The sequence below is a fragment of the Mesorhizobium sp. ES1-6 genome (assembly GCF_020164775.1).
In the GTDB taxonomy this organism is placed as follows: Bacteria; Pseudomonadota; Alphaproteobacteria; order Rhizobiales; family Rhizobiaceae; genus Mesorhizobium.
Map to the genome: position 1 here is coordinate 218,068 of NZ_JAIUGU010000003.1, position 25,410 is coordinate 243,477.

At 64.0% G+C, this 25,410-nt stretch carries 28 protein-coding genes; 22 read left to right on the forward strand and 6 right to left on the reverse strand.

Annotated features, from left to right (window positions below):
- Nucleotides 1-51: 51 nt before the first annotated feature.
- Entirely contained in the window at nucleotides 52-990 is a 939-nt protein-coding gene (locus LB564_RS09835; RefSeq protein ID WP_224537134.1) for a tyrosine recombinase XerC, read from the reverse strand.
- Between the two features lie 115 nt (nucleotides 991-1,105).
- Between LB564_RS09835 and rimM the strand changes: the two genes are divergently transcribed.
- Both rimM and trmD read left to right on the forward strand, forming a co-directional pair.
- Nucleotides 1,106-1,705 (forward strand): ribosome maturation factor RimM, encoded by a 600-nt coding sequence (gene rimM / locus LB564_RS09840; RefSeq protein WP_224537137.1) that lies wholly within the window; start codon nucleotides 1,106-1,108, stop codon nucleotides 1,703-1,705.
- Nucleotides 1,702-2,400 carry a tRNA (guanosine(37)-N1)-methyltransferase TrmD gene (gene trmD, locus LB564_RS09845; RefSeq protein WP_140710207.1) on the forward strand — a complete coding sequence of 233 codons (699 nt, stop codon included), beginning with the start codon at nucleotides 1,702-1,704 and terminating at the stop codon, nucleotides 2,398-2,400. The genes rimM and trmD overlap by 4 nt, the downstream gene beginning before the upstream one ends.
- Here the strand turns inward: trmD and LB564_RS09850 are convergent.
- Nucleotides 2,382-3,134, reverse strand: a complete 753-nt coding sequence (locus LB564_RS09850; protein WP_224537139.1) for a sulfite exporter TauE/SafE family protein — start codon at nucleotides 3,132-3,134, stop codon at nucleotides 2,382-2,384. The two genes, trmD and LB564_RS09850, sit on opposite strands and share 19 nt — an antisense overlap.
- A 337-nt stretch (nucleotides 3,135-3,471) precedes the next feature.
- On the opposite strand from LB564_RS09850, the gene rplS reads away from it, so the two are divergent.
- The 7 genes from rplS to leuC all read left to right on the forward strand — a co-directional run bounded on the left by rplS (nucleotide 3,472) and on the right by leuC (nucleotide 9,786).
- Nucleotides 3,472-4,023 carry a 50S ribosomal protein L19 gene (rplS, locus tag LB564_RS09855; RefSeq protein ID WP_013892267.1) on the forward strand — a complete coding sequence of 184 codons (552 nt, stop codon included), beginning with the start codon at nucleotides 3,472-3,474 and terminating at the stop codon, nucleotides 4,021-4,023.
- 470 nt (nucleotides 4,024-4,493) lie between these two features.
- Nucleotides 4,494-4,907 carry an organic hydroperoxide resistance protein gene (locus tag LB564_RS09860; RefSeq protein ID WP_224537142.1) on the forward strand — a complete coding sequence of 138 codons (414 nt, stop codon included), beginning with the start codon at nucleotides 4,494-4,496 and terminating at the stop codon, nucleotides 4,905-4,907.
- A complete protein-coding gene (locus LB564_RS09865) occupies nucleotides 4,904-5,404 on the forward strand; it encodes a MarR family winged helix-turn-helix transcriptional regulator (protein ID WP_224537144.1) in 501 nt (166 codons plus the stop codon). The genes LB564_RS09860 and LB564_RS09865 overlap by 4 nt, the downstream gene beginning before the upstream one ends.
- A gap of 170 nt (nucleotides 5,405-5,574) precedes the next feature.
- Nucleotides 5,575-6,372 carry a transporter substrate-binding domain-containing protein gene (locus tag LB564_RS09870; RefSeq protein ID WP_140710199.1) on the forward strand — a complete coding sequence of 266 codons (798 nt, stop codon included), beginning with the start codon at nucleotides 5,575-5,577 and terminating at the stop codon, nucleotides 6,370-6,372.
- Between the two features lie 254 nt (nucleotides 6,373-6,626).
- Nucleotides 6,627-7,436, forward strand: coding sequence for an amino acid ABC transporter permease (locus LB564_RS09875; protein ID WP_224537147.1), 810 nt, complete (start codon nucleotides 6,627-6,629; stop codon nucleotides 7,434-7,436).
- A 56-nt stretch (nucleotides 7,437-7,492) separates the two neighbouring features.
- Nucleotides 7,493-8,128 carry a class I SAM-dependent DNA methyltransferase gene (locus tag LB564_RS09880; RefSeq protein WP_224537149.1) on the forward strand — a complete coding sequence of 212 codons (636 nt, stop codon included), beginning with the start codon at nucleotides 7,493-7,495 and terminating at the stop codon, nucleotides 8,126-8,128.
- Nucleotides 8,129-8,376: 248 nt separating this feature from the next.
- Nucleotides 8,377-9,786 (forward strand): 3-isopropylmalate dehydratase large subunit, encoded by a 1,410-nt coding sequence (leuC, locus tag LB564_RS09885; protein ID WP_140710193.1) that lies wholly within the window; start codon nucleotides 8,377-8,379, stop codon nucleotides 9,784-9,786.
- 37 nt (nucleotides 9,787-9,823) lie between these two features.
- On the opposite strand, the gene LB564_RS09890 is transcribed toward leuC, so the two are convergent.
- Nucleotides 9,824-10,141, reverse strand: a complete 318-nt coding sequence (locus LB564_RS09890) for a hypothetical protein (protein ID WP_224537151.1) — start codon at nucleotides 10,139-10,141, stop codon at nucleotides 9,824-9,826.
- Nucleotides 10,142-10,290: 149 nt separating this feature from the next.
- On the opposite strand from LB564_RS09890, the gene LB564_RS09895 reads away from it, so the two are divergent.
- Together LB564_RS09895 and LB564_RS09900 are read left to right on the forward strand one after the other, a co-directional pair.
- A complete protein-coding gene (locus tag LB564_RS09895; RefSeq protein WP_224537153.1) occupies nucleotides 10,291-11,487 on the forward strand; it encodes a sensor domain-containing diguanylate cyclase in 1,197 nt (398 codons plus the stop codon).
- Nucleotides 11,488-11,563: 76 nt separating this feature from the next.
- Complete coding sequence (locus LB564_RS09900) at nucleotides 11,564-12,781, forward strand: sensor domain-containing diguanylate cyclase (protein WP_224537156.1); 1,218 nt, start codon at nucleotides 11,564-11,566, stop codon at nucleotides 12,779-12,781.
- On the opposite strand, the gene LB564_RS09905 is transcribed toward LB564_RS09900, so the two are convergent.
- A complete protein-coding gene (locus LB564_RS09905; RefSeq protein WP_263491080.1) occupies nucleotides 12,765-13,157 on the reverse strand; it encodes a hypothetical protein in 393 nt (130 codons plus the stop codon). The genes LB564_RS09900 and LB564_RS09905 overlap by 17 nt on opposite strands.
- Before the next feature lie 253 nt (nucleotides 13,158-13,410).
- On the opposite strand from LB564_RS09905, the gene LB564_RS09910 reads away from it, so the two are divergent.
- The 8 genes from LB564_RS09910 (at nucleotide 13,411) to LB564_RS09945 (ending at nucleotide 20,928) form a co-directional block, all read left to right on the forward strand.
- Nucleotides 13,411-13,836, forward strand: a complete 426-nt coding sequence (locus LB564_RS09910; protein ID WP_224537158.1) for a hypothetical protein — start codon at nucleotides 13,411-13,413, stop codon at nucleotides 13,834-13,836.
- Nucleotides 13,837-14,092: 256 nt separating this feature from the next.
- Nucleotides 14,093-14,509: a succinate dehydrogenase, cytochrome b556 subunit gene (gene sdhC / locus LB564_RS09915; protein ID WP_224537160.1), complete on the forward strand. Its 417-nt coding sequence runs from the start codon at nucleotides 14,093-14,095 to the stop codon at nucleotides 14,507-14,509.
- The gene (gene sdhD / locus LB564_RS09920) at nucleotides 14,509-14,904 is read left to right on the forward strand and encodes a succinate dehydrogenase, hydrophobic membrane anchor protein (protein WP_023771889.1); all 396 of its coding nucleotides are present in this window, start codon (nucleotides 14,509-14,511) and stop codon (nucleotides 14,902-14,904) included. Before sdhC ends, sdhD begins: the two co-directional genes overlap by 1 nt.
- Nucleotides 14,905-14,908: 4 nt before the next feature.
- Complete coding sequence (gene sdhA, locus LB564_RS09925) at nucleotides 14,909-16,744, forward strand: succinate dehydrogenase flavoprotein subunit (RefSeq protein WP_224537163.1); 1,836 nt, start codon at nucleotides 14,909-14,911, stop codon at nucleotides 16,742-16,744.
- 2 nt (nucleotides 16,745-16,746) lie between these two features.
- A complete protein-coding gene (locus tag LB564_RS09930) occupies nucleotides 16,747-17,181 on the forward strand; it encodes a DUF3052 domain-containing protein (protein ID WP_224537165.1) in 435 nt (144 codons plus the stop codon).
- On the forward strand, nucleotides 17,181-17,960 hold the full coding sequence (locus LB564_RS09935) for a succinate dehydrogenase iron-sulfur subunit (protein WP_224537167.1): 780 nt from the start codon (nucleotides 17,181-17,183) through the stop codon (nucleotides 17,958-17,960). The genes LB564_RS09930 and LB564_RS09935 overlap by 1 nt, the downstream gene beginning before the upstream one ends.
- A gap of 549 nt (nucleotides 17,961-18,509) precedes the next feature.
- Nucleotides 18,510-20,150, forward strand: a complete 1,641-nt coding sequence (locus LB564_RS09940; protein WP_224537169.1) for a sulfatase-like hydrolase/transferase — start codon at nucleotides 18,510-18,512, stop codon at nucleotides 20,148-20,150.
- 145 nt (nucleotides 20,151-20,295) lie between these two features.
- On the forward strand, nucleotides 20,296-20,928 hold the full coding sequence (locus LB564_RS09945) for a YceH family protein (protein ID WP_224537172.1): 633 nt from the start codon (nucleotides 20,296-20,298) through the stop codon (nucleotides 20,926-20,928).
- Between the two features lie 67 nt (nucleotides 20,929-20,995).
- Here the strand turns inward: LB564_RS09945 and LB564_RS09950 are convergent, their stop codons facing one another.
- Nucleotides 20,996-21,421 carry an OsmC family protein gene (locus LB564_RS09950; protein ID WP_224537174.1) on the reverse strand — a complete coding sequence of 142 codons (426 nt, stop codon included), beginning with the start codon at nucleotides 21,419-21,421 and terminating at the stop codon, nucleotides 20,996-20,998.
- 424 nt (nucleotides 21,422-21,845) lie between these two features.
- Between LB564_RS09950 and LB564_RS09955 the strand changes: the two genes are divergently transcribed.
- Together LB564_RS09955 and LB564_RS09960 are read left to right on the forward strand one after the other, a co-directional pair.
- Nucleotides 21,846-22,202, forward strand: coding sequence for a YciI family protein (locus LB564_RS09955; protein ID WP_224537176.1), 357 nt, complete (start codon nucleotides 21,846-21,848; stop codon nucleotides 22,200-22,202).
- Nucleotides 22,203-22,357: 155 nt separating this feature from the next.
- Complete coding sequence (locus LB564_RS09960; protein WP_224537178.1) at nucleotides 22,358-22,888, forward strand: hypothetical protein; 531 nt, start codon at nucleotides 22,358-22,360, stop codon at nucleotides 22,886-22,888.
- 55 nt (nucleotides 22,889-22,943) lie between these two features.
- Here the strand turns inward: LB564_RS09960 and LB564_RS09965 are convergent, their stop codons facing one another.
- Nucleotides 22,944-24,203, reverse strand: coding sequence for a ubiquinone biosynthesis hydroxylase (locus LB564_RS09965; protein WP_224537180.1), 1,260 nt, complete (start codon nucleotides 24,201-24,203; stop codon nucleotides 22,944-22,946).
- 117 nt (nucleotides 24,204-24,320) lie between these two features.
- On the opposite strand from LB564_RS09965, the gene tesB reads away from it, so the two are divergent.
- A complete protein-coding gene (gene tesB, locus LB564_RS09970) occupies nucleotides 24,321-25,181 on the forward strand; it encodes an acyl-CoA thioesterase II (RefSeq protein WP_224537182.1) in 861 nt (286 codons plus the stop codon).
- Nucleotides 25,182-25,410 lie beyond the last annotated feature (229 nt).

Here is a 25,410-nt window from a genome sequence, read left to right on the forward strand (position 1 = left end):
TAGGATCGAAAAGCGGCAAAACGGTTAATTGGTGCGGCGAAATTGAAGGGTTCACGCCCTTGGATGCGCCGATTCGTAGATTTCCAGCAGTCTCGCCGTGTCGACGCCGGTGTAGATCTGCGTCGTCGACAGGCTGGCGTGGCCTAAGAGTTCCTGGATGGTGCGCAGATCGCCGCCGCGGCCGAGCAGATGGGTGGCGAAGGAATGGCGCAGCGCATGCGGCGTCGCCGTGTCGGGCAGATTGAGCGCCGAACGCAGTTTGACCATGGCGCGCTGGATGATGGCCGGGTTGAGCGGGCCGCCGCGCGCGCCGCGAAACAAAAGCCCCTTCGGGTCGAGATGGTAGGGACAGAGCCGGCGGTATTCGGCGATCGCCCTGAGCGCCACCGGCAGCACCGGCACCAGCCGCGTCTTGCCGCCCTTGCCGGTGACGCGCAGCACGGTGTCGGCCTCCGAGGCCAGATTGGCGGCGCTGAGGCCAAGTGCCTCCGAGATGCGCAGGCCCGAGCCGTAGAGCAGTGTCAGCACGGCGGCGTTGCGGGCCGCGATCCAGGGTTCCTCGGCCAGCTGACCTTCGACGGAGACCACGTGCCTGGCATCGCTCGCCGTCAGCGGTTTTGGCAGCGATTTGGGCTGGCGTGGCGCGCGCAGGGCCGCGGCACCCGCTGCATTGGCCAGGCCGCGACGTTCGAGAAAGCGTAGCAGCGAACGGATGCCGGCGAGACCTCGGCCAAGCGTGCGGGCGCCAGCACCGGCGTTACGCCGCGCGGCGAGGAAGCCGCGCAGATCGGCCGGGCGCAGATCGGCAATATCGGAAATCCCGGGCGGCCCGCCGAGATGGCCGGTGAGGAAATGCAGGAACTGGCGCGAATCGCGCTCATAGGCCTCGACGGTTTCCGGCGACAGCCGGCGTTCGCGCGCCAGCATCTTCAGCCAGTTTTCACGCGCCCCCTGGAGATCGGGTTTCGCCGGGATGAGGAATTCAGGCATGGCGTCTGTTCCGGTTCGCCGCCATTTTCCGGCAGCCGGGTTAGGAAGCGGTGAAGAGCCCGTCATTGAAATGACAACCGGCTGGCGCTAGAGCAGGCCAAAGGATTTTTCGCCGATGAGCAAACCCCAGAATCCCGTCCAGATGGCTGTTATCGGCGCCGCCCACGGCATCAAGGGCGAGTTGCGGGTAAAAACCTTCACCGGCGAGCCAATGGCGCTGGCCGACTATGGGCCGCTCTATGCCAGGGACGGCCGTGCCTTCCAGATAACGGATATAAGGCCCGCCAACACCGTCGTCGTGGTGCGTTTTAAGGGTGTCATCGACCGCAACGCCGCCGAAGCGCTCGCCGGCACCGAACTGTTCGTCGACCGGTCGATGCTGCCCGATGACGGCGAGGAGGATGAATTCTACCACGCCGACCTGATCGGGCTCGACGTTCGTGACGATACGGGCGCCGTCCTCGGCAAGGTCGTCGCGGTGCACAATTTCGGAGGCGGCGACATCCTCGATGTGACGCTCGCCGGGCGCAAGGGCGTGCTGATCCCGTTCACGCAGGCCGCCGTGCCGCAAGTGTCGATCGCCGAGGGTTTTGTCCGCGTCGACCCGGTTGCGGCCGGGCTGGTCGAGGACGAGGACGGCGCCGCACCCAGCGAGGACAATTTCGATCCGAAGGGCAGGCCGCGCGGACCGCGCGACGCCGGGGGCAACCGGTGAGTTTTTCGGCAAGCGTGCTGACGCTCTATCCCGAGATGTTTCCGGGCGCGCTCGGCCTGTCGCTGGCCGGGCGGGCGCTCGAAGCCGGCACCTGGTCGCTTGATGCGATCCAGATCCGCGACTTTGCTACCGACAGGCACCGCACCGTCGACGACACGCCAGCCGGCGGCGGCGCCGGCATGGTGATGCGCGCCGATGTGCTGGCCAGGGCGATCGACCACGCCTCGCCGCCGGGCGATGCGCGCCCCCGCCTGCTGATGAGCCCGCGCGGCAAACCGCTGACGCAGGCGCGCGTGCGCGAACTCGCCGCCGGGCCGGGCGCCGTCATCCTGTGCGGCCGCTTCGAAGGCGTCGATCAACGGCTGATCGACGCGCGAAAGCTGGAAGAGGTTTCGATTGGCGATTTCATCCTCTCAGGTGGCGAGCCGGCGGCGCTCGTGCTGCTCGACGCGGTGGTGCGGCTGTTGCCGGGCGTGATGGGCAATGCCGTCTCCGGCGAGGAAGAGAGTTTCGAGAACGGCCTGCTCGAACATCCGCACTATACGCGGCCCCAGGAATTCGAGGGCCGGGAGATACCCGAAGTGCTGATCTCCGGCAATCACAAGAAGATCGCCGCCTGGCGACGGGAGCAGTCGGAGCGGCTGACGCAGGAGAGGCGGCCCGATCTGCTGAGCGCTCAGCCCTTGGTGAAGTAGTAAAAAGCCAAAAACAGGCCGACGGCGATGACGAAGCCGCGCACCACGTTTTGCGGTACGCGTTTGGCGATCCAGACGCCGGCATAGCCCCCGAGCGCGCCGCCGGGGATCATGACGATGGCCTGGGGCCAGGCGACGACGCCGCCGGATACGAAGACGATGATGGCGACGGCGGCGATGACCACGGCCAGCATATTCTTCAGCGCGTTCAGCCGGTGGTAGTCGCCGGCCTGGGTCAGGCCGAGGGTCGCCAGCATCATCACCCCCATGCCGGCGCCGAAGAAGCCGCCATAGATCGCGGTGACGAACTGCGCCAGCGAACCGGCGAGCGAGCCGACGGCCGCTTCATGTCCGGGTTTCGGCGCCGGTTTCAGCCACGGTCCGGCGGCGAAGAGAGCGGTCGCGCCCAAGAGCAGCCACGGCACCAGGACGCGAAAGGACGGATTGTCGAGCGCCAGCAGGATCAACGCGCCGGCCAGCGCGCCGACCGCCGAGATCAGGCACAGCAGCAGGGCGCCGCGCCAGAAATGCCTGATGTCGGCCGAGTAGGCGAGCGTCGAGGTGATGTAGCCCGGAAACTGCGTCACCGAGGAGGTGGCGTTGGCGACGATCGGCGGCACGCCGACCAATGTCATGGCGCCGAAGGTGATGAAGGTTCCGCCCCCGGCGACCGCGTTGGCAGCGCCTGACAGAAAGCCCGCCAGGAAGAGCAGGATGGCGTTGAAGACAGACATGCAAGGCCGCCGTGAACAAGTGTGCTATCTCTGGCTTAGGAAGCTTGGCGGACCGGCGCAACCCGACACGGCAGGATTACGATGGTGCCATGCCGGGAGCCATGCCGGCAAAAAATGCATGGGCAAGGCGTGACAAAGCGCCGAAATAGCTGTATGTGCCCGCCCGTACCGGCAAGAACAATCTTCCGGACCCGTCAACAATGACGGTGTAGTCGCCCCTGCCCGATGTTCAAAGACAAACGTCTTGGAGACAAAGGACATAGCCGAGCGGTCATTGGAACTGCAAGGCAAGCGTAGGGCGCTCTGACTGTCGGAAGAACAAGAAGTGGATTTTTAGATGGATCTCATCCGTCAGCTCGAGGCCGAACAGGCCGCCAAGATCGAAGCCAAGCGCAAGCTTCCCGAATTCCAGCCCGGCGACACGGTGCGCGTCCAGGTCCGCGTGACCGAAGGCACCCGCACCCGCGTCCAGGCTTATGAGGGCGTCGTCATCGCCCGCGCCGGTTCCGGCTTCCAGGAAAATTTCACCGTCCGCAAGATCTCCTACGGCGAAGGCGTCGAGCGCGTGTTCCCGGTCTATTCGCCGATGGTCGAAGGCGTCGAGATCGTGCGCCGCGGCAAGGTGCGTCGCGCCAAGCTCTATTACCTGCGCGATCGTCGCGGCAAGTCGGCCCGTATCTCGGAAAACACCGGCGTGCGCGCCCGCAAGCTCAACGATGAGGAGCGCGACGCGCTGAACGCAGAGAAGGCCCGCATCGAGGCCGAGAAGGTCGCCGCCGCCCAGGCGCTGGCCGCAGAGACGGCCGCCAAGGAAGCCGCCGAGAAGAAGGCGGCCGCCGAGGCCGAAGCAGCAGCCAAGGCTGCCGCGGAAGCCACTCCGGCCGAATAAGGTTTCGCCGAAGGTTTTTGAAAAGGCGGCTTCGGCCGCCTTTTTTCGTTTTGGCGAACAGCCAAGGCGGCATTCGGCCATGGTTCTTGGTGTCCACGGAAACCTTGGCGATTGGCCGAGACAGCCGTGTGTCGTCATCCACGGGCGAAGCAAGGAGCGAAGCCACGCGCGCAGACCCTTGGAGCTGCTTCGCAGCCCAAGGGATCCAAGCCGCGACTTCTGAGCGCCGCTACGGTGCAGAGCTGACTTCGGTGACCGCGATCTCATTCCGAACCGCTGTGCTAGGTTGACCGTCTCGGCACGGATCCTAGGGTTTCCGCGACGTCGCTTCGCGACTGCTACACCCTAGGATGACGAAGTCGGGGGTTCCCGCCATCGTCTAAGATAGCGAAAAACACAGCAGCGGGAGGCTTGACGCATTTTATCTTGTACATTAAATAATCGTGTACAAATTAATTGGAGACTACGATATGGCACTCTACACCACACAGGCTCACGTCACCGGCGGCCGCGCCGGCCATGGCGAGACCAGCGACGGCCTGCTCAAGGTCGACCTGGCGATGCCCAAGGAGCTCGGCGGGCCGGGTGGGGCCACCAATCCCGAACAGCTTTTCGCCATCGGCTACGCCGCCTGCTTCGAAAGCGCCGTCCGTTTTGTCGCGCGCAAGCAGAAGCTGCCGCTCCAGGATGCCGCGATAACCTCCACCGTCAGCCTGCTTCCCGATGGCGAGGGCTTCAAGCTCGGCGTCGCATTGGCGGTGGAAACGAAAGGCCTTGATCAGGCGGCGGCCGAAGCGCTTGTATCGGCGGCGCACCAGGTTTGCCCCTATTCCAACGCCATCAGGGGTAATATCGAGGTGGCGCTCTCGGTAAAGGCCGCATGACGACAAAGGTCGAAACGGAAGCCAGAGAAGTCCCGGCGGAGGCCGCCGGGGCTTTTCCCGTGCCAAGGCTGGATCAGCAGCTGTGCTTCGCGCTCTATTCGGCAAGCGGGCTGATGACCAAGCTCTACCGGCCGTTGCTCGATCCGCTCGGCCTGACCTATCCGCAATATCTGGCGATGCTGGCGCTGTGGGAGCGCGCGCCAAGCACGGTGGGCGACCTTGGCGAAGCGCTCGGCCTGGATTCAGCGACGCTGACGCCGCTGCTCAAGCGGATGGAAGCGGGTGGGCTCGTCACCCGCCGGCGCGATGCCGCCGACGAGCGCCGGGTGCTGGTCGAGCCGACGGCCAAGGGCCAGGCCCTGCGCGCGAACATGACGGATGTCCAGGCCGGGCTCGATTGCGGCATGCCCCTGGAGCGGGCCGAACTCAAGGCACTCCACGGCACGCTCACCCGATTGGTCTCAGGATTGCGCGAGGCCACGACCGACCAAGACTGATCGCGGCAAGGACTGTCCTCAAAAATCGCCTCCCGGAAGCACGGGAATCCACGGTGACGCGCAACGTCGCAGTGGACCCGTCTTGCATGGCGCTTGCGGAAAGCTAAAGTCGGCGCCGGATTTCTCTGCCGCGCCGGCATCGCGCGGCCAATCATTCCGGGGAGTGTGTCATGACAAAATCAAAATTGCTGCTGGCCGGCCTGTTGGCTCTCGTCCTGGCGCCCGTTGCCGCCTTCGCGCAGGCGCTGCCCGACCTCGGCGGCAGACAAGTCGTGGTGGTGACCGAAAACGCCTATCCGCCGCTGCAGTTCATCGATGCCAAGACGGGAAAACAGATCGGCTGGGAATATGACGCGATGAACGAGATCGCCAAGCGGCTCAATTTCAAGGTCGAGTACCAGAACACCTCCTGGGACGCGATGATCCAGGCGGTTTCCGACAACCAGTACAACATCGGCATGACCGGCATCACCATCAAGGATGACCGCAAGCAGAAGGTGGACTTCTCCGACCCCTATATGCGCTCGGAGCAGTTCATGCTGGTGCGCGGCGATGAAAGCCGTTTCACCGATGCCAAGACCTTCGGCGCCTTCAAGGACGGGCTGGTCGGCGCGCAGGCGGGCACGACGCCTTTCTACACCGCCGTCTACAGCGTACTCGACGGCAATGAACAGAACCCGCGCATCAAGCTGTTCGAGACCTTCGGGGCCACGGTGCAGGCGCTGAAATCCGGCGATGTCGATGTCGTGCTGACCGACGGCACCGCCGGCAAGGGTTATGTCGATGCTTCGGCGGGCAAGCTCAAGCTGATCGGCGGCCCGCTCGGCACCGAGGATTTCGGCTTCATCTTCCCCAGGGGTTCGGATCTGGTGAAGCCGGTCAACGCGGCGATCGCGGCACTCAAGGCGGATGGCACGCTGGATGCACTGAACAAGAAGTGGTTCCTTGATTACAAGATGGGGCAGTAGGTCCTGTTGTTGACGGCAGTGCCTGTGCACGAAATCGCGCTGACATTGCGCCCAGGCCCCCCTCTCTGCCCTGCCGGGCATCTCCCCCTCAAGGGGGGAGATCGACAGCCTCAGCGCCGCCGCACATCTTGCATCGCCCAAAATTGGCGAAAGCCGATCGAACTGCCGATCTCCCCCCTAGAGGGGGAGATGTCCGGCAGGACAGAGGGGGGCGCCTGGGCGCGGTCTTTCGATACTCTTTGCGCCGCCGCCTGATGGCAGCCCCCTCCACCTCCAAATCCGAATTCCCCTGGTGGCTCGCCGTTGCCGCCGTGCTTGCCTTGGCTGCCGCCCTCGCCATCGCCGCCAGCGACCTCTACGCCCAGGTCTTCGCCACCGTCGCCAAGGGCATCGGCATCACCGTCTTCGTCACCGTGGTCGCCTTCGCGCTGGCCTCGGCGATCGGCCTCGGCATCGCGCTGATGGGCCTGTCTGGCTCGACCTGGCTGCGGCAGATCGCGCGCTTCTATGTCGAGATCATCCGTGGCGTGCCGATCCTGGTGCTGCTGTTCTGGATCGCGTTCGCCGGCGCGCCGGCCTTCGTCGCGGCGTGGAACGCGCTGACCGCGCCGCTGCAGAATGCCGGCATTCTCGGCGAGCTGCTGGTGCGCGACGTGTCGTTGCTGTGGCGCGCCATCATGGCGCTGACCATCGGCTATTCGGCTTTCATCTCCGAGGTTTTCCGGGCCGGCATCCAGTCGGTCGAGAAGGGCCAGATCGAGGCTGCGAAGGCGCTCGGGCTGACGCGGGCGCAGCGCTTCCGGTTGGTCGTGTTCCCGCAGGCGATCCGCACAATCCTGCCGCCGCTCGGCAATGATTTCGTCGCCCTGGTCAAGGATTCCTCGCTGGTTTCGGTGCTGGGCGTCGCCGACATCACGCAGATGGGCAAGGTCTATGCGGCCGGCTCGTTCCGCTTCTTCGAGACCTATTCGATAACGGCCTATATCTATCTCATCCTCACCGTCGGCCTGTCGCTGGCGCTCAGGGCGCTGGAGCGGCGTTTGCGCCGCCAGCACGAGGAATAGTTTTTCGGCAAGGACAGCGCTACGCTCGGGCAGCGTATCGGAAGAGGAGCTCGCCCATGAACGTCGACAAGGCCAACGCGGCACTGGATTCGGTCTACACGGCCGATACGCCCGAAACGCTGGCGCAGGCCTATGCCGCATGGGCCGCGACCTATGACAGCGAAACCGCCACGCTCGGTTATCTCCTGCCGTTCCTGATCACCGCCTGGGTGGCGCGCCATGTGCCCGTGGGCGAAGGGCCGCTGCTCGATGCCGGCTGCGGCACCGGCCTGTCGGGGCCGTCGCTGAAGGCGCTGGGCTACGGCGACGTTGCCGGGCTGGATCTCTCGGATGACATGCTCAGGATCGCCGGCAGCCGCAATGCCTATGGCGAGCTGAAGCAGGCGATGCTGGGCGGGCCGCTGCCATGGCCGGACGGTCATTTCCGCGCCTTCTTCTCGACCGGCGTGTTCACCATCAGCCATGCCCCGGCGTCGGCCCTGCACGAACTGGTGCGCATCACCAAAAAGGGCGGCCACGCCATCTTCACCGTGCGTGACCAGGTGTTCGAGAGCGGCGGTTTTCAGGCGGTGTTCGACGCGCTTGCGCGGGCAGGCAAATGGCGGCTGGCCGAGGAGAGCCCATGGTTTCGCTGCTATGCGATCGGCGACCCGGAGGCGCTGGTGAAAACGTTTGTGTTCGAGGTTTTGTGAGGAGAGGCGCTGGCGCCACCCCGCAATTGCCGAAAAGCCAAAACATTGCTATCTACCCCGCCATGGAAGAGCTTTTTAGCGATCCGGCTTACAAGGGATTCGTGCTGCAGGACAGAAAACGCCTGCCGTCGCGCTTTTCCGCGCGCGTGTCCGGCGCCCTCACCAGCCGACTTCGCTGATCCCTGACGGTCGGCCGCGCGCTTGCGGCATCAGCTCTTTCCCATTCTCATATCGACGGATTTACGCACATGAGCGCACCGCGCACCCTCTACGACAAGATTTTCGACGACCATGTCGTCGACCGCCAGGACGACGGCACCTGCCTGCTCTACATCGACCGCCACCTCGTCCATGAAGTGACCAGCCCGCAGGCCTTCGAAGGCCTGCGCATGAGCGGCCGAAAAGTCCGCCATCCTGAAAAGACGCTGGCCGTGGTCGATCACAATGTCTCGACCTCGCCCGAGCGCAAGTTCGGCATCAAGAACGAGGAAAGCCGCATCCAGGTCGAGGCGCTGGCCAGGAATGCCAGGGATTTCGGCGTCGAATACTATTCCGAGAACGATATCCGCCAGGGCATCGTCCACATCATCGGTCCCGAGCAGGGCTTTACGCTGCCCGGCATGACCATCGTCTGCGGCGACAGCCACACCTCCACGCACGGTGCTTTTGGAGCATTGGCGCATGGCATCGGCACGTCCGAGGTCGAGCACGTGCTGGCGACGCAAACGCTGATCCAGCGCAAGGCCAAGAACATGCTGGTGCGCGTCGACGGCGTGCTGCCGGAAGGCGTCACAGCCAAGGACATCATCCTTGCCATCATCGGCGAGATCGGCACCGCCGGCGGCACCGGCTACGTCATCGAATATGCCGGCGAGGCGATCCGCGCGCTGTCGATGGAAGGCCGCATGACGATCTGCAACATGTCGATCGAAGGCGGCGCGCGCGCCGGCCTGATCGCCGCCGACGAGACGACCTTCGCCTACGTCAAGGACAAGCCGCGCGCGCCCAAGGGCGCTGCGTGGGATGCGGCACTCGAATACTGGAAGACGCTGCAGTCGGACGAAGGGGCGCATTTCGACAAGGTGATCGTGCTCGACGCGGCCAAGCTGCCGCCGATCGTCTCCTGGGGCTCCTCGCCCGAGGACGTGGTTTCGGTGCAAGGCGTCGTCCCCAATCCGGAAGAGATCACGGACGAGAACAAGCGCACCTCAAAGATCCGCGCGCTCGACTATATGGGGCTGACGCCGGGCACCAAGATCACCGACATCACGCTCGACCGCGTCTTCATCGGCTCCTGCACCAATGGCCGCATCGAGGATCTGCGCGCCGTCGCCAAGGTGGTCGAAGGCAAGACGGTCAGCCCGCATGTCGATGCCATGATCGTGCCGGGCTCCGGCCTGGTCAAGGAACAGGCGGAAGCCGAGGGGCTGGACAAGATCTTCCGCGCCGCCGGCTTCGACTGGCGCGAGCCGGGCTGCTCCATGTGCCTGGCCATGAACGACGACCGGCTCAAGCCGCATGAACGCTGCGCCTCGACCTCGAACCGCAATTTCGAGGGTCGGCAGGGCTTCAAGGGCCGCACCCATCTGGTGTCGCCGGCCATGGCGGCGGCGGCGGCGATTGCCGGCCACTTCGTCGACATCCGCGACTGGAAATAAGCCAGGCTGGGCCTGGCCCGAGCCTTGAGGGTTCGGGTCAGACCTTCCTGTCGCGCCGTATGAATTCGTGAAATTCCTCGCGGCGCCCGGGTTCGTCCGCCGCCACCACGAGCGCCAGCTGCTCTTCGTCAAAGATCTTGAACCACTCCTCCCATTCGACAAGCTCATAGCCGCCGGCATTGACGGGCCGCTCCGGCTGGTCCTGGTCCTGATAGGCGTGCTGACCGAAGACCAGCCTCAGCATGGGCTGCGTTCCAGCCTCGGGCGATATGTCGACGATTGCCGGAAAGCCGGCGCGCCCGGCAGCCCAAGAACGGATTGCATCGTGGTCGGTCAAGGTGATCGTGTCGGCCATGCCCTGCTCCTGGATTGTGAATTCAGGAACGCTTCCGACAGCACCGGGTTCCCGCAAAGCATACGAGGCCGACAGGCAGGCTTAACGGCTTGTTTGGTGTTGCTCTCTAAGGTCTTCCGTGACGTCAAGCGAAGGGAAGTCGCCGTCCTTTGGACACGGGCCTGTTCATAGCGTTGCTCAATCCGACGATCGCGCTGGCGCTCGGCGCGGCGTTCCTCGTGCTGTGGTTTTATCAGCGCCATCGGCCCTATCTGGCAGTGCTGGCCGTGAGCTACTGCGTCTCAGCGCCAGGCTTCCTGTTCCAGTATTTCACCTTGCCGATCGGCGTTGCGCTGACCAAGCTGGTGTCGAACATCTGCTTCACCATCGCCGCCTGCTGCCTGTCCGGCGCCATCATCGCCCGCTACGGCAGGAAGGTGCCCGCTGTCGGGATCGCCGTTCTGGCGAGCGGCGGCCTTGCGGCGTTCGCGTGGTTCCTTTTCGTCACGCCGGATCTCACCTGGCGCATCCTGGCGATTAATTTCGCCTTCGGCGGCATCAGCCTGCTGGTCGCCGCCGAGCTGCGCCCGGTGCGCAACAATGGCCCGACGGAGATGATCCTGTTCGTGCTGTCGCTGCTGTCCGGCGTCAATTTCTTCGTGCGCACGCTGGCGGTCATCATCGCGCACGGGCCATTCGTCAGCTATGACGGCTTCTACGGATCGTCCTACTGGACGACGGCGCTGTTGTCGCACGCGCTGCTGTCCCTGCTGATCGCGCTTTGCCTCTTCACCGCCGCGGCGCTCGACGTGATGAAGGCGCTGAAGACGGAAACCTTTACCGACCCGCTGTCGGGACTGCTCAACCGCCGAGGTTTCGAGGAACGCGCCGCCATGCTGCTGCAGCGTTGCGCCATCGCCAAATTCCCGGTGGCGCTGGTGCTGGCCGATCTCGACCATTTCAAGGCCCTCAACGACGTGCACGGGCACGCCGCAGGCGACCGCGTGATTGCGGACTTCGCCGCCAAGCTGCGCTCGGCCACGGGGGCCCGGGGTGCCGCTGGGCGCATCGGCGGCGAGGAATTCGCCGTGCTCCTGCCGCTGACGGATCTCGCCGCCGCGCGCCTTTTCGCCGAGGCGGTGCGCACACTCTATTCGGCCGGCGGCGTCGACGGGCTTCCCGCCGGTACCAAGGTCACCGCCAGCTTTGGCGTGGCCGCCCGCAGCGGCGACGAGACGCTGGAGCCCTTGATGCGCCGGGCCGACGAGGCGCTCTACAAGGCCAAGAAGAACGGCCGCGACAGCGTGCGACTGTCCTACGAACGCCCGGAGACGGTGTTCGGGCCGGAGCCGCTCAAGGCTGGCTGACCGCGGGCGTCCGCGCCTGGCGTTAACGTCTTTTTCGCCCGTCGATGGTTAGCTGTCGGCGGGGGTTTGAGGATATATGAGCGGCGCCAACTTCATCCTGTTGATCAACCTGGCGGTTGCCGGCCTGCTGGCGGCATCCTTCATGGCGGTCTCCTTCCACGAGGTCGGCCGCGCGCCGGCGCGCTGGTTGGCGGCGGGCTACGTCCTGGGCATGGCCTATTCGGCCATCGAATTCAGCATTCCCGCCTTCAGTGACGCGCGGCTTCCGGTGGTTGCCGCCTTCGCCGTTTTCCTTGGCGCCACCATTGCCTTCAATGGCGGGCTTGCCCGCAAATACGGCGTGGCGCCGCCCTGGACGCCGATGCTGTTCTTCCTGGTCGCCGCCACCATCGCGGTCCATTTCGTGCAGGATCTGCCGCGCCAGTCGCTTACCCGCATGATGGCCTACCAGCTTCCCTACGCCGTCATGCAGTTCGTCGGCCTGGGAATCGTCTGGCGGTCGAGGCAAAGCCGGGGTCGGCTCGATCTGATCCTGATGGCGGTGCTGGCGGCCAGCGGGCTGCAATTTGCCTCAAAGCCGTTCATCGCGCATGCGCTCGGCGGCTGGGGCGCCAATCCGCAGGCCTATCTGCAAAGTAATTACGCGCTGGTGTCGCAATCGCTCGGCACGGTCTTCGCGCTGGCGCTGGCGCTGCTGATGCTGGCCGTTCTGGTCCGCGACGTGCTTGCCGACGCGACGTCGAAGTCGGAAGTGGATACGCTGTCGGGCCTGCTCAACCGTGGCGGCTTCACACGGCACGCGGAACTGGCCGTGCACGGCGCCACGCGCATCGGCATGCCGGTGGCAATCGTCATTGCCGATCTCGATCATTTCAAGACCATCAATGACAGCTTCGGCCATGCCTCCGGCGACCGGGTGATCGAGGCCTTCGCCGGCCTGCTGCGAGAGGCGGCCGAGGCCCACCACGTGGTCGGCCGCATCGGCGGCGAGGAATTCGCCGTTATCCTGACGGGAGCCAATCTCGCAGCCGCCCGACTGTTCGCGGAAGGCACCCGCAACGCATTCGGGGCGTTGGCCGTCAACGGGCTGCCGGCCGACAGCCGCTGCACGTCGAGCTTCGGCATTGCCGAACTTCACGCGGGCGAGGGTGTCTCCGACCTGATGCGGCGTGCGGATGAAGCGCTTTACCTGGCAAAGAATGCCGGGCGCGACTGCGTGCGTGTCTCCACGGGGCCGGCCGATGGGCTGGCCGTGGTAAAAGCCGGCCTGGCCCGTATCAGCGGCAGGGGCTGAGCTGCGGCATCTCGCCTTCGGAAAGGCCGTACATATAGGAGCGGCCCTTGACGAATACGGGCGCGCGATAGCAGTCGCCGTCGCCCGATATGTCGTCGGATTCGTTCTGGTAGACCACCTTGGGCTGGCCGGCGCTGGTGTAGTCCGACAGTTGCTTGGCCAGCTTGCCTTCGCCGACGATGATGCGCTTGTAGCCGGCGGCGCTGTCAATGACGAGATTGCCGAACGAATCGGCGTAGACGCGGTCATGGTGCCGCATGCCGGCTTGTGCCGGCGCCACCAACACAACCGCAAGTGCCGCCAGCGTGACGGCCGCGAGGCTTGTCCGCACTGATTTGGTCCGCACTGATTTGGAACGCACTGATTTGGAAGCCATGTCGCTCTCCTTTGCCGGCGCGAGAGAGACCGCGCCCCGATCTGGTCCGAATCGGAAATTAACCCTTTCTTAACCTTTGTTAAGAGGAGGCGCGGCTAGATGGCCGTTTCTTAATGAACATGGTTAATTTTTGCTGCGACCGCGTTCGAGCCGCCGATTTTCAGAGCGGCCGCGTGGCCTGGTCGAATCCCGGGTGAACTTGATATTGACGCGCCGCGTGGCTAGCGTGCCCGCGCATGAGAGGGGGCAGCACATGATGTCTGGCCGACAGGTTCGGGTCTCGTTCGTCATTCCGCTGCTTCTGGCGGCAGGTGCCTGCGTGCCGGAAGGCGGGGCACCCAAGGCAGCGAACGCGGTGCCCCCGGTGGTGTCGCCAGCTGTTCCTGCCCCGCAGCAGCCGGCGCCACCGGCGACCAAGATAACCACGGACCTTACCGCGCCGCGTATCACCACGGGCACGGCCACCTACAGATGCGGCAATGGCGGCACGATCACCATCCAGAATCTCGGAACGTCGCTGCGCGTGGTGGGACAGGAAGGCGCCACCGAGGAGTTCGCGGCGTCGCCTGCCAACCAGAGCAGCCGCTACCAGGCGGTGACGCATGACGCAATCGTGATCGACGGACGCGAGGCGCTGGTGATGAAGAGAGGGTCGACGCCGCAGACCTGCACCCGCTGACGCAAATCCCGGCACGGCAGCGCCCTGGGCCAGACATGCTGCACTGCAGCGATATCGAGCCGGCTTGGGGTGTTGAGTCGCTAATCGATTGAAGCCGCATGCGGCCTTTTAGTCAGACTAAATTACGTTTTCGAAACGGTTTTCTGGCTTTGACGCGGTGCAAAAAGAGCATTAGAAACCGGCTGTCCGAAGTCACAACCGGAAGCGGCAACGCCGCATTTCCACCTGAGGCGGGAGACGCCGAACTGGGGCAGCCATGAGCAAATCACCAGCCACCCAAGCCAGACGCGAAAGGCCGCTTTCGCCGCACCTGAGCGTCTACCGGCCGCCGATCACAATGACGATGTCGATCGTCCATCGCATCACCGGCGGCGCGCTGTATTTCGGCACGTTGCTGGTCGCCGTCTGGCTGATGGCGGCGGCAAGTTCGCAGGGTGCCTTCGACTGGGTGAACTGGGCCTTCGGCACCTGGCTCGGCCGGTTCATCCTGTTTGGCTACACCTGGGCGCTGATGCATCACATGCTGGGCGGTGTCCGCCATCTGATCTGGGACACCGGCGCCGGTCTTGAAAAGCACACGGCCTCGAAGATCGCCTGGGCGACGCTTGCCGGCTCGGTTCCGCTCACGCTCTTGATCTGGATCGCCGGCTACATGGCGCGGGGAGCTTTGTGATGAGTGCGAAAAACACGGACATGCGCACCCCGCTCGCCAGGGTGCGCGGCCTGGGCTCGGCCCGCGAGGGCACCGGACATTTCTGGCGCCAGCGACTGACGGCGATCGCCAACATCCCGCTGATCCTGTTTTTCACCGGCTTTCTGATCGCGCTCAACGGCGCCGGCTATGCGCAGGTACGGGCAGCGCTCGCCAACCCGTTCGTGGCCCTGGTGATGGCCCTGGTGCTCATCTCGCCGCTCTATCACATGCGGATCGGCATGCAGGTGATCATCGAGGACTATGTGCATGGCGAAGGCATGAAGCTGGCGTTGATCGCCCTCAATACATTCTTCACCATAGCGGTCGGCGTCGCCTCGCTCTTCGCCCTGCTGAAACTGGCATTCGGAGGCTGAAGTCTTGGCCCAGGACACGAAATCAGCCGGCACGGCGGGCTACACCTTTGTCGACCACAAGTTCGACGTGGTCATCGTCGGCGCCGGGGGGGCCGGCCTGCGCGCCACGCTCGGCATGGCCGAACAGGGCTTGCGCACCGCCTGCATCACCAAAGTGTTTCCGACGCGCTCGCATACGGTCGCCGCGCAAGGCGGCATCGCCGCCTCGCTGTCCAACATGGGCCCGGATTCCTGGCAGTGGCACATGTACGACACCGTCAAGGGGTCTGACTGGCTGGGCGATGTCGATGCCATGGAATACATGGTGCGCGAGGCACCGGCGGCGGTCTACGAGCTCGAACATTACGGCGTGCCGTTCTCGCGCACCGAAGAGGGCAAGATCTACCAGCGGCCGTTCGGCGGCCACATGATGAACTATGGCGACGGCCCGCCCGTGCAGCGCACCTGCGCCGCCGCCGACCGCACCGGCCACGCCATCCTGCACACGCTTTACGGCCAGTCCTTGAAGAACAACGCGCAGTTCTTCATCGAGTATTTCGCGCTCGACCTGATCATGGAGCCCGACGGCACCTGCACCGGCGTCGTGGCCTGGAATCTCGACGACGGCACCATCCACCGCTTCTCGGCCAAGATGGTGGTGCTGGCGACCGGCGGCTATGGGCGCGCCTATTTCTCCGCCACCTCGGCGCATACCTGCACCGGCGACGGCGGCGGCATGGCGGCTCGGGCCGGACTGCCCTTGCAGGACATGGAGTTCGTGCAGTTCCATCCGACCGGCATTTACGGCGCCGGCTGCCTGATCACCGAGGGCGCGCGCGGCGAGGGCGGCTACCTCGTCAACTCCGAGGGCGAGCGCTTCATGGAGCGCTACGCGCCGTCGGCCAAGGACCTCGCCTCGCGCGACGTCGTCTCGCGCTGCATGACGCTGGAGATCCGCGAGGGCCGTGGCGTCGGCAAGAACAAGGACCACATCTTCCTTCACCTCGATCATCTCGATCCGGCGGTGCTGCACGAAAGGCTTCCGGGCATTTCGGAATCGGCAAAAATCTTCGCCGGCGTCGATCTGGCCAAGGAGCCGATCCCGGTGCTGCCGACGGTGCACTACAATATGGGCGGCGTGCCGACCAATTACTGGGGCGAGGTGCTGAACCCGACCGCCGAAAACCCCGACCGGGTCTCGCCCGGCCTGATGGCGGTCGGCGAGGCCGGCTGCGCCTCCGTGCACGGCGCCAACCGGCTGGGCTCGAACTCGCTGATCGACCTGGTGGTGTTCGGCCGCGCGGCGGCGATTCGCGCCGGTCAGGTCATCGACCGCAAGGCGGCGATCCCGTCGCCCAACCAGGCTTCGGTCGACAGGATCATGGACCGCTTCGACCGGCTGCGCCACGCCAATGGCTCGACGCCGACGGCGGTGTTGCGTGAGAAGATGCAGAAGGCGATGCAGGAGGACGCAGCCGTGTTCCGCACGCAGGAATCGCTGGAAAACGGTTGCAAGCGCATTTCGGAAATCTGGACCGAGCTCAAGGACGTCAAGGTCTTCGACCGCTCGATGATCTGGAATTCGGACCTGGTCGAGACGCTGGAACTGGAAAACCTGATGGCCAACGCCATCACCACCGTCTATGGCGCCGAGGCGCGCAAGGAGAGCCGTGGCGCGCATGCGCGCGAGGATTTCTCCGCCCGCGACGACGCCACTTGGCGCAAGCACACGCTGGCTCATCTGAGCGAGGACGGCAAGGTGACGCTGACCTACCGGCCGGTGCACACCGAGCCGCTGGTGGCCGAAAAGGACGGCGGCATCAGCCTCGCCAAGATCGCGCCGAAGGCCAGGGTGTACTGACGATGGCGATGGCGGCGGGATATTCCGGCACGCCCCTTCCGGCCAAGCTCGGCCTGAAGGACGGCATGGTTGCCGCTTTCATCGCGCTGCCGTCCGAACTCGCGGACCTCACCGAAGCCGTCGATTTCGCCGAGGTCGATCGGCTCGCCGAATGGTCCGAGATTTCGGGCGCGGTGCTGAAATACGACGCCGTCCACGCTTTCACCCGACAGCGCGCCGAGATCGAGGATCGCCTCGGCACCGTCGAGGCGGCGATCAAGCGCGACGGCATGGTCTGGGTGTCCTGGCCGAAGAAGGCCTCCAAGGTGGCCTCCGATGTCACCGAGGGCGTTGTCCGCGCCGAAGCGCTCAAGCTCGATCTTGTCGACGTCAAGGTCGCCGCCGTGAATGAAATCTGGTCCGGGCTGAAGCTCGTCATCCGAAAGGACCTGAGGTAATGGTCGAACTCACGCTCCCCAAGAATTCGAAGGTCCAGCAGGGCAAGACCTGGCCGAAGCCGGAGGGTGCCACCAACCTGCGGGAATACCGCATCTATCGCTGGTCGCCCGACGATGACGAGAACCCCCGCATCGACACCTATTTCGTCGACATGGACGATTGCGGGCCGATGGTGCTAGACGCGCTGCTCTGGATCAAGAACAAGATCGACCCGACGCTGACCCTGCGCCGCTCCTGCCGCGAAGGCATTTGCGGTTCCTGCGCCATGAACATCGACGGCTCCAATACGCTGGCCTGCACCAAGGGCTGCGACGACATTTCCGGCGCGGTCAAGATCTATCCGCTGCCGCATATGCCCGTGATCAAGGACCTGGTGCCGGACCTCACCAATTTCTACGCCCAGCACGCCTCGATCGAGCCGTGGCTGAAGACGGTGTCGCCGACGCCGGCCAAGGAATGGCTGCAGAGCCATGAGGATCGCGAAAAGCTCGACGGGCTCTACGAATGCATCCTGTGCGCCTGCTGCTCCACCTCATGTCCGAGCTACTGGTGGAACGGCGACCGCTATCTCGGCCCGGCGACGTTGCTGCAGGCCTATCGCTGGCTGATCGACAGCCGCGACGAGGCCAAGGGGGAACGGCTCGACAATCTCGAAGACCCGTTCCGGCTCTACCGCTGCCACACCATCATGAACTGCGCCCAGACCTGCCCGAAGGGGCTGAACCCGGCGAAGGCGATCGCCGAGATCAAGAAGATGATGGTGGAGCGGCGCGTCTGACGGCGATCGGTTTCTCTTTTTTGCGCCTTCGGCGACACGGCTGCCGAGATGAAGAAGGTGATGGAGGAGGGAAGGGTTTAGCGGCTCCCAAGGCAGTTGTCTGGTCGAAACGCCGAATCCGCCAACTCTCAATGTGATGCATCCCGCAGCCAACCAAAGGACGACGCGCGCGCCGGTGACGGCGCTGATGCCTCGGGCATTCCAAGTGCCTGAGCAGAATGGCTCGTGCGGCAGAAATTGGACCCGTGCATCGAGCGCTATAAGCATCAGATGGCGCAGCGATTGTCGCGGCCGCACAGTCCGTCTCACCTTGCCTGTTCTTGTGGCGTAGGCCGCTGACTGCGGATCAATTGCTGACGCGCGCCGAACGCCACCATCATTGTTTCCAAGCATGTCACTCGGCAGGACCGGGGACATTTTCTCGCTGCGTATATTAGTTATTTCTCAAATAATCAACCGTCTATACCCGGAATAACACCGCATTGCCTTAGTATAGTTTTAAGCGATCCTCGATATCTGCTTTCCAGAGCGTTGCTCGGGTGCAAAGTGATGGACGGCTTCATCATGAATCGCTACTGGGTATCTGGTCCATTGATCAGCGTCGCAACAGTGGGATCGCTCACTTGGCTTGTGTCGCTGATCTATTTTCAGGAGAAGGGGCTGCTCGTGGCCCTCGGCCTGGGGATTTTGCTCGCGCTTGTGTTGCTGGATCACCTCCAGGACAAAAGGGATCAGCCAAAAAGCGGATGGCTCAAGGTCTATTTCTCGCTCCTTCCTGGCCTTTTCTTCCTTGTGTATGTCTATCTCGAAAGTGTCTTCGGCTACTTTGATTGGGGTGCGATGCTCATGCATGTCGATGCGGGCATCCTGACGCCCGGTGTCGTTTTTGAATACCTGATGAATACCGGCAGCACGATACTGATCATTTTATTGGTTCTTTTCGGTCTTGGCGCGCTGAAGGCACGTGGCACGCTCACAAGAGGATTGGACGTTGCCTTGATGGTGTTCTTCCTGGCGGCAAATCCGATGCTGACACGTCCGATCGCCGCAGCGATCCATCCCAACCCGCTGCACGATTTCCTGTCCAAGCGGTTCGTCGATGTCACTTCCTTGACAAAGCCGGAGGCTGGAACGGCGTCCGTGACCGTTGCGCCAAGGAACCTCATTCATATTTTCATCGAAAGCGCCGAGCGCACCTACATGAACGAGGCCGAGTTCGGCGATGTCATGGACCCGCTGCTCGAATTCGACAGGCGTGGCCTTTCGGCGACCAATATGGTCCAGCTTGCCTACACCAACAACTCCATGGCCGGGATGGTGGCGGCGAACTGCGGAACGCCGTTGCTGATGACGTATTTCACGACGCGCCAGTATCTGGAGGAGAATTCGCAATTCCTGCCAGGCCTGACCTGCCTGGGAGACGTTCTGAAGGCGCGGGGTTATCGGCAGAATTTCATTTCGGGCTGGCCGCTCGACTTCACCGGTCAGGGATCTTTCTATGCCACCCACGGCTACTCGTCGCTTTTTGGGGGACCGGAAGTCGTGGCCGCTGTCGGCGGGCCCGGCAGCTCATTCGGCGCCGACGACGCCCAGGTTCTGAATATGAGCCTCGACGTTTTGCGGCGCGCGCAGCGAGACGGCAAGCCGTTCTCGCTGACGATCGCCGTCAGTGGTGGACATGCGATGGACGGCTACCTGACCGAAAAATGCATCGGCAAGACGGGACTTCCTTCCCGGTCCCCCAACATTCTCCATGCCGTGAAATGCACGAACATGCTCATCGCGGATTTCCTTCACGAAGCCGAGGCCGAAGGCCTGATGAAGGACACCGTTCTGGCGCTGCAAAGCGATCACCTTTCCGCGCCGAGCACGGTGACGGACATTCTGAACAAATACGAGCGACGCAACTTCTTCTCTGTATCGGGCGACGGCGTTCCCGCCAAAACGTACACCGGACTCTCAGGCACGATCGACATATTTCCCACAATTCTGGACGCGTTAGGCCTGCCGCTGGTGAATGGCCAGGCTGCCTTTGGCGTTTCGTTGCTCCGGGATCGGCCGGCGATGGTCCAGGTCCTTGGACAGGCTGAGTTTGATGATGCGATCCATGCCGAGGATGTGCTCGTCAGATCATTCTGGCAGCTGAAACCAGTGCGGACGGCTGTGGCGCCCAGGGCCGATGCACATTAATGCCGACGCGAGCGTCGGAACCAGGAAGATGATGCTTGAGCGGCGGTACAGCGGCTCAGGTACATGTAGCGATGGCGTTCTGCCCTGTCGCAACGCCTTGATGTCTGTCAAAATCATCAGCGCCGACAACAGCGAATAAGTATCAATGACCGACTCCGATCTTCCCATCCTCTCTCCCGTCGAAGCGCGCGTGCTTGGCTGCCTGATCGAGAAGAAGGAGCTGACGCCTGATGTTTATCCGCTGACGCTCAATGCGGCACTTGCCGCCGCCAACCAGAAGACGGCGCGCGAGCCTGTCATGGCGCTGGAACAGACGGAGGTGCACAGGGCGCTGAAGCTGCTCGAGCAGAAGGGACTTGTGCGGCAGATGTTCGGTTCGCGCGTCGAGCGCTACGAGCATCAGATGGCGCAGCGCTTTTCGCTGACCACGCCGCAGACCGCCTTGCTTGGCCTGCTCTTGCTGCGCGGACCGCAGACGGCGCATGAGCTGTTGGCGCGGAGCGAACGCATGGCGCGGTTCTCGTCGATCGAGGATCTGCGCGCTGAACTCGACATGCTGATCGGCCGGCGGCCGGCGCTGATCCAGGAAATCCCGCGCGGACCGGGCCAGCGCGAGGACCGCTATGTGCATCTGCTTGCCGGGCCTGTGGACGTGGCTGCACTATCCGCGCAACGCGGTGCTTCGGCCGTGCCCGTTTCCGACCTTGAAGCCAGGGTGGAAGCGCTGGAGCAGGAAGTCGCGGCTCTGCGCGCCCGGCTTGACGCCCTGGGCGCTTAGCCCTCTTCTCTGATTAACGTGCCCGGCGCGACCATGCGCGCCGGATTTCACACGGGATGCCGCAATCTCAGCCAAGCCTGGCGTCGAGCGAAACCTTGATCGCTCCGAGCGCCTTGGAGACCGGGCATTCGGCCTTGGCCTTCTCGGCCAGCTCCTTGAATTTCGCCGCATCGATGCCGGGCACCTTGCCGACCAGCGTGATCGCGCTGCCGGTGATGCCTGTGCCGGGAACCAGGGTGACCACCGCCTTGGCGTCGAGCTCTTGCGCCGGCGTGCCGTTCTCGGCCAGGAAATGCGACAGCTGCATGGCGTAGCAGCCGGCATGGGCGGCGGCGATCAGCTCTTCCGGATTGGTGCCGGACTTGCCGCTTTCGTCCTCGAAACGCGCCTTGAACGAATAGGGCGTGCCCTTCAAGGTTCCGCTCTGGGTGTCAAGCGTACCCTTGCCCTCTTTCAGATTGCCTTTCCAGACGGCGTTTGCGGTGCGGTCCATGGAGTCCTCCTGGGTTGTCGTGAATTTGTCTCGGGTGAGCCGGCGTCCGGTCAACTATAGCGCGGGCGTGCGCGAAGACCACTGCGCTGTTTGCACCACGGCACAATGACGGCCCCTTCCCTTGCGAAAAAATATGCGCGCAAAAATGTCGGCTTCCGTCCGAGGCGTCCGTCCTGCGGGTGGTCACGGGGTTGTGGCCTGATGGAGGTTTTCATGGAGAATCTGTTTTTCGCGCTATGGAAGAACCCGGGTCGCGGGCCTGAGCGACAGGAGGACTTCTGGCTGAATCCGCCGGCTTTGGCCGGCTGCTGGCGGCGGTTGCCATCATTGTGGCCGCGGCATGCCTTCTCGATCATGCGGCCGCGGGCAAGACTGACATGGTTGTGGCCGCATCCTATGGTTCGTCAGAGGAAGGGAGCATGAAATGAAATATGTCTTGCTCGTCTATGGTAAGGAAAAAGACCTCCATGCACTGACCGCGGAACGCGGGGCCAAGCTCGACGCCGATTCGCTCGCCTATGACAGGTCGCTGGATCAGCAAGGCAAGCTGATCATCGCGCAGGCGCTGCAATCGGTGGGGACGTCGAAGTCGGTGCGGCGGCGCAAGGGCAAGCGCCTGGTCACCGATGGTCCCTTCGCGGAGACCAAGGAACAATTGCTCGGCTTCGTGATGGTCGAGGCCGGCACTCTCGATGAGGCGCTGGACATCGCCGCCGGCATTCCGCTGGCCGAACTCGGCACGGTCGAGGTTCGGGCGATCTACGACATACCGGGATCATAGTCATGACCGGCCTTGCTTGCGGCACGTGAGCAAAGCTTGTTTATCCGCCTAAGCTTCACCTTCCGTGAATTGAATTTTCTTCGCCGGAAGCAACTCTTGCGTGTTGAAGCAACGGGATAGTTCTCCTATCGTCACCCGGATTTCGGGGGTTCGATATGCCTTTCCTGATTGCTATCCTTGGCGCACTGGGCGCGGCGGCGTTCTGGTGGTACCGGATGAAGGCGATGAACGATGCCGCGCGCGAGGTCGCCGATGTCGTCGGGCGCGTGCAAGGCAACATCAGGCGCAAGAAACTGCGCAAGCAGGCGGCGCTGTCGCCGTTGACGGCGATCGACGATCCGGTGGTGGCCGCCGCGACGTTGATCACCGCGATGGTTTCGGAAGACGGGCCGGTTCTGCCGCTGCGCGAAGCCGTCATTCGCGAGGTGATCTCGCAGATCGCGGCCGGGGCGAAGAAGACCGACGAGGCGGTTGTCTATGCCAAGTGGGCCGCGACGCAGATAGACGACGCCACCATCGTCATCGACAAGCTGGCACCCTTCCTGCGCGAAAAGCTCGATCCGAGCGAACGGGACGATCTGCTGCAGATGCTGAACCGGGTGGCTCAGGGCGGAGAGCAGAGCCTGAAGATACCCGACCAGCGCATGCTGCGGCTGAGGCAGAAGCTCGGGTTCGAGGTGAACTGAGATCGCTGGCCCCGGCGATTGGCGCGAAACGCCCGCTGCGTCGTCAGCGAGACGGTCAGATCGCCTCGCCCTTCAGCAGTCTCGGCGTGCCGGCCGACAGTCCCGAGGCCTGGCGGATGAAGAACTCCTTCAGGCGCGGCATGCGCTCGACGAGGCCGAGGCCGATGTCGCGCACGGTGCGCAGCGGGGTGATGTCGTTGGAAAACAGCCGGTTCAACACATCGGTGGTGACGCCCATCTGCACCGTGTCGAAACGGCGCCATTGCTGGTAGCGCTCCAGCACGTCGAGCGCGCCGATGTCCTGGCCGAGCCGGTCGGCCTCGACGATCACCTCGGCAAGGGCCGCAACATCCTTGAAGCCAAGATTGAGGCCCTGGCCGGCGATCGGATGGATGCCGTGGGCAGCGTCGCCGGCAAGCGCGACGCGCGGCGCAACGAAGGCGCGCGCGATGGTCAGGCCGAGCGGCCAGGCGCGCGGCTTGTCCGCGACGCGAATCTCTCCCAGCTTGAGACCGAAGCGCTGTTCGAGTTCATGCTCGAAGACGAGATCGTCGCCTTCAACCAGCGCCTTGGCATCCTCCGCCCGTTCGACCCAGACGATCGACGAGCGGTTGGTGCCGTCCTCGTCGGGTTTCAGCGGCAGCGTGGCGAAGGGGCCGGCGGGTAAAAAGTGTTCTTCGGCGCGGCCATTATGCGGACGTTCATGCGCCACGGTGCAGACGATGCCGGACTGGCCGTATTCCCACTTGACCGTCTTGATGCCGGCCATGTCGCGCAGTTTCGAATTGACGCCATCGGCGGCGACCAGCAGCCGCGCCGTCAAGGCGGCGCAGTCGGCCAGATGCACCGTGATGCCGGCGCCATTGGTCTCAAAACCTTGCACCGCCACGCCTTCGATGATGTCGATGCCGAGCTTTTCGGCCTTGGCCCGCAAGGCGCCGTTCAACGCCCTGTTGGCGACCATATGCGCGAAGGGTTCGCCGGGCGCCACCTCGCCGCCGAAGGTCAGGAAGACCGGGCGAACCGGATCGGCGCTGCGCGAATCGGTGATGATCATCTCGGTGATCGCCTGCGCCCGAGGCGCGATCTCGGCCCAGACGCCGAGCTGGTCGAGCATGCGGCAGGCGGCCGCGGCGATGGCCGAGGCACGGCCATCCCTTTGCCAGGAACCGGCGGGCGCGGCATCGACCAGTGCCACGGCGAGGCCCGGGCGGGCCTGCTTCAGCGAGACGGCGGCGGCCAGCCCGACATAGCCGGCGCCGGCGACGAGAACATCGAGCCCGGATCTGGTCTTGGCGTCCGCCTTGCGTTCCATTGTCCTGGCTCCTTCTCTCGGCAACCTTTGGGCGTGCCGGGCGGGGCTTGCGCCCTTGACGGCTCGTCCTTCCTGTCGGAAACCGCCATAGCAATTTTGCGGCGAGGTCACAAAACAATGACGGCGGCGATCGACGAGCTTCTGCGCATTCTCGACCTCGAGAGGCTGGAACACAATCTGTATCGTGGTCGCAGCCCCCAGGTGGAATGGCAGCGCGTGTTCGGCGGCCAGACGATCGCCCAGGCGCTGGTGGCGGCGCAGCGGACGGTGGAGCCGGACCGTTTCGTGCATTCGCTGCACGGCTATTTCATGCGCCCGGGCGACATCAAGGTGCCGATCATCTACGAAGTCGACCGTATCCGCGACGGCGGTTCGTTCACCACGCGGCGCGTGCTGGCGATCCAGCACGGGCAGGCGATCTTTTCGCTGGAGGCCTCGTTCCAGGTCGACGAGAAGGGGCTCGAGCATCAGTTCGCGCTGCCTGACGACGTGCCGCCGCCGGAAGGGCTGAAGACGCAGCGCCAACTGCTCGAAACCGCCGATCGGGTGCCGGAGGCGGTTCGCCGTTTCTGGGCGCGCGAGCGGCCACTAGAACTGCGGCCAGTCAACCTCCAGCACTATGAAAGCCGCGATAAGCTGCCGCCCCGACAGAATGTCTGGATCCGCCTGGCCGGTCCCGTCCCCGATGACCGCGCGCTGCAGTCGGTGCTGCTCGCCTACCTCTCCGACATGACGCTGCTCGACACCTCGACCTTCGCGCACGGGCGGGGCCTGTTCGATCCCGACATCCAGGCCGCCAGCATCGACCATTCGATGTGGTTCCACCGGCCGCATTCGCTTGATGGCTGGCTGCTCTATGCTCAGGACAGTCCCTCGAGTTCGGGATCACGTGGTTTCAGCCGTGGCACGCTCTATGCCCGCGACGGCACGCTGATCGCCTCGATGGCGCAAGAAGGGCTCATCCGGCTCAAGCGTTGAGCAGAAGCCGGCAAATTAGGCACTTTCGGAAAAATGCATAATTTTTGAGCAAACTGTATGGCGTGAGTCCCGGCACCTGCTGGCTGCGATCCCTCCAACCCCTTTGTTTACAACAGGTTAACACCCTGCTTCGGCACTTGGCACGGAGCTTGAATCCTTGGGGGCACTCTCCGGCTCCTCGGGATCGGTGAAGGTGTGCAAACGCGGGGGACCGCAACAGCAAAGGGTG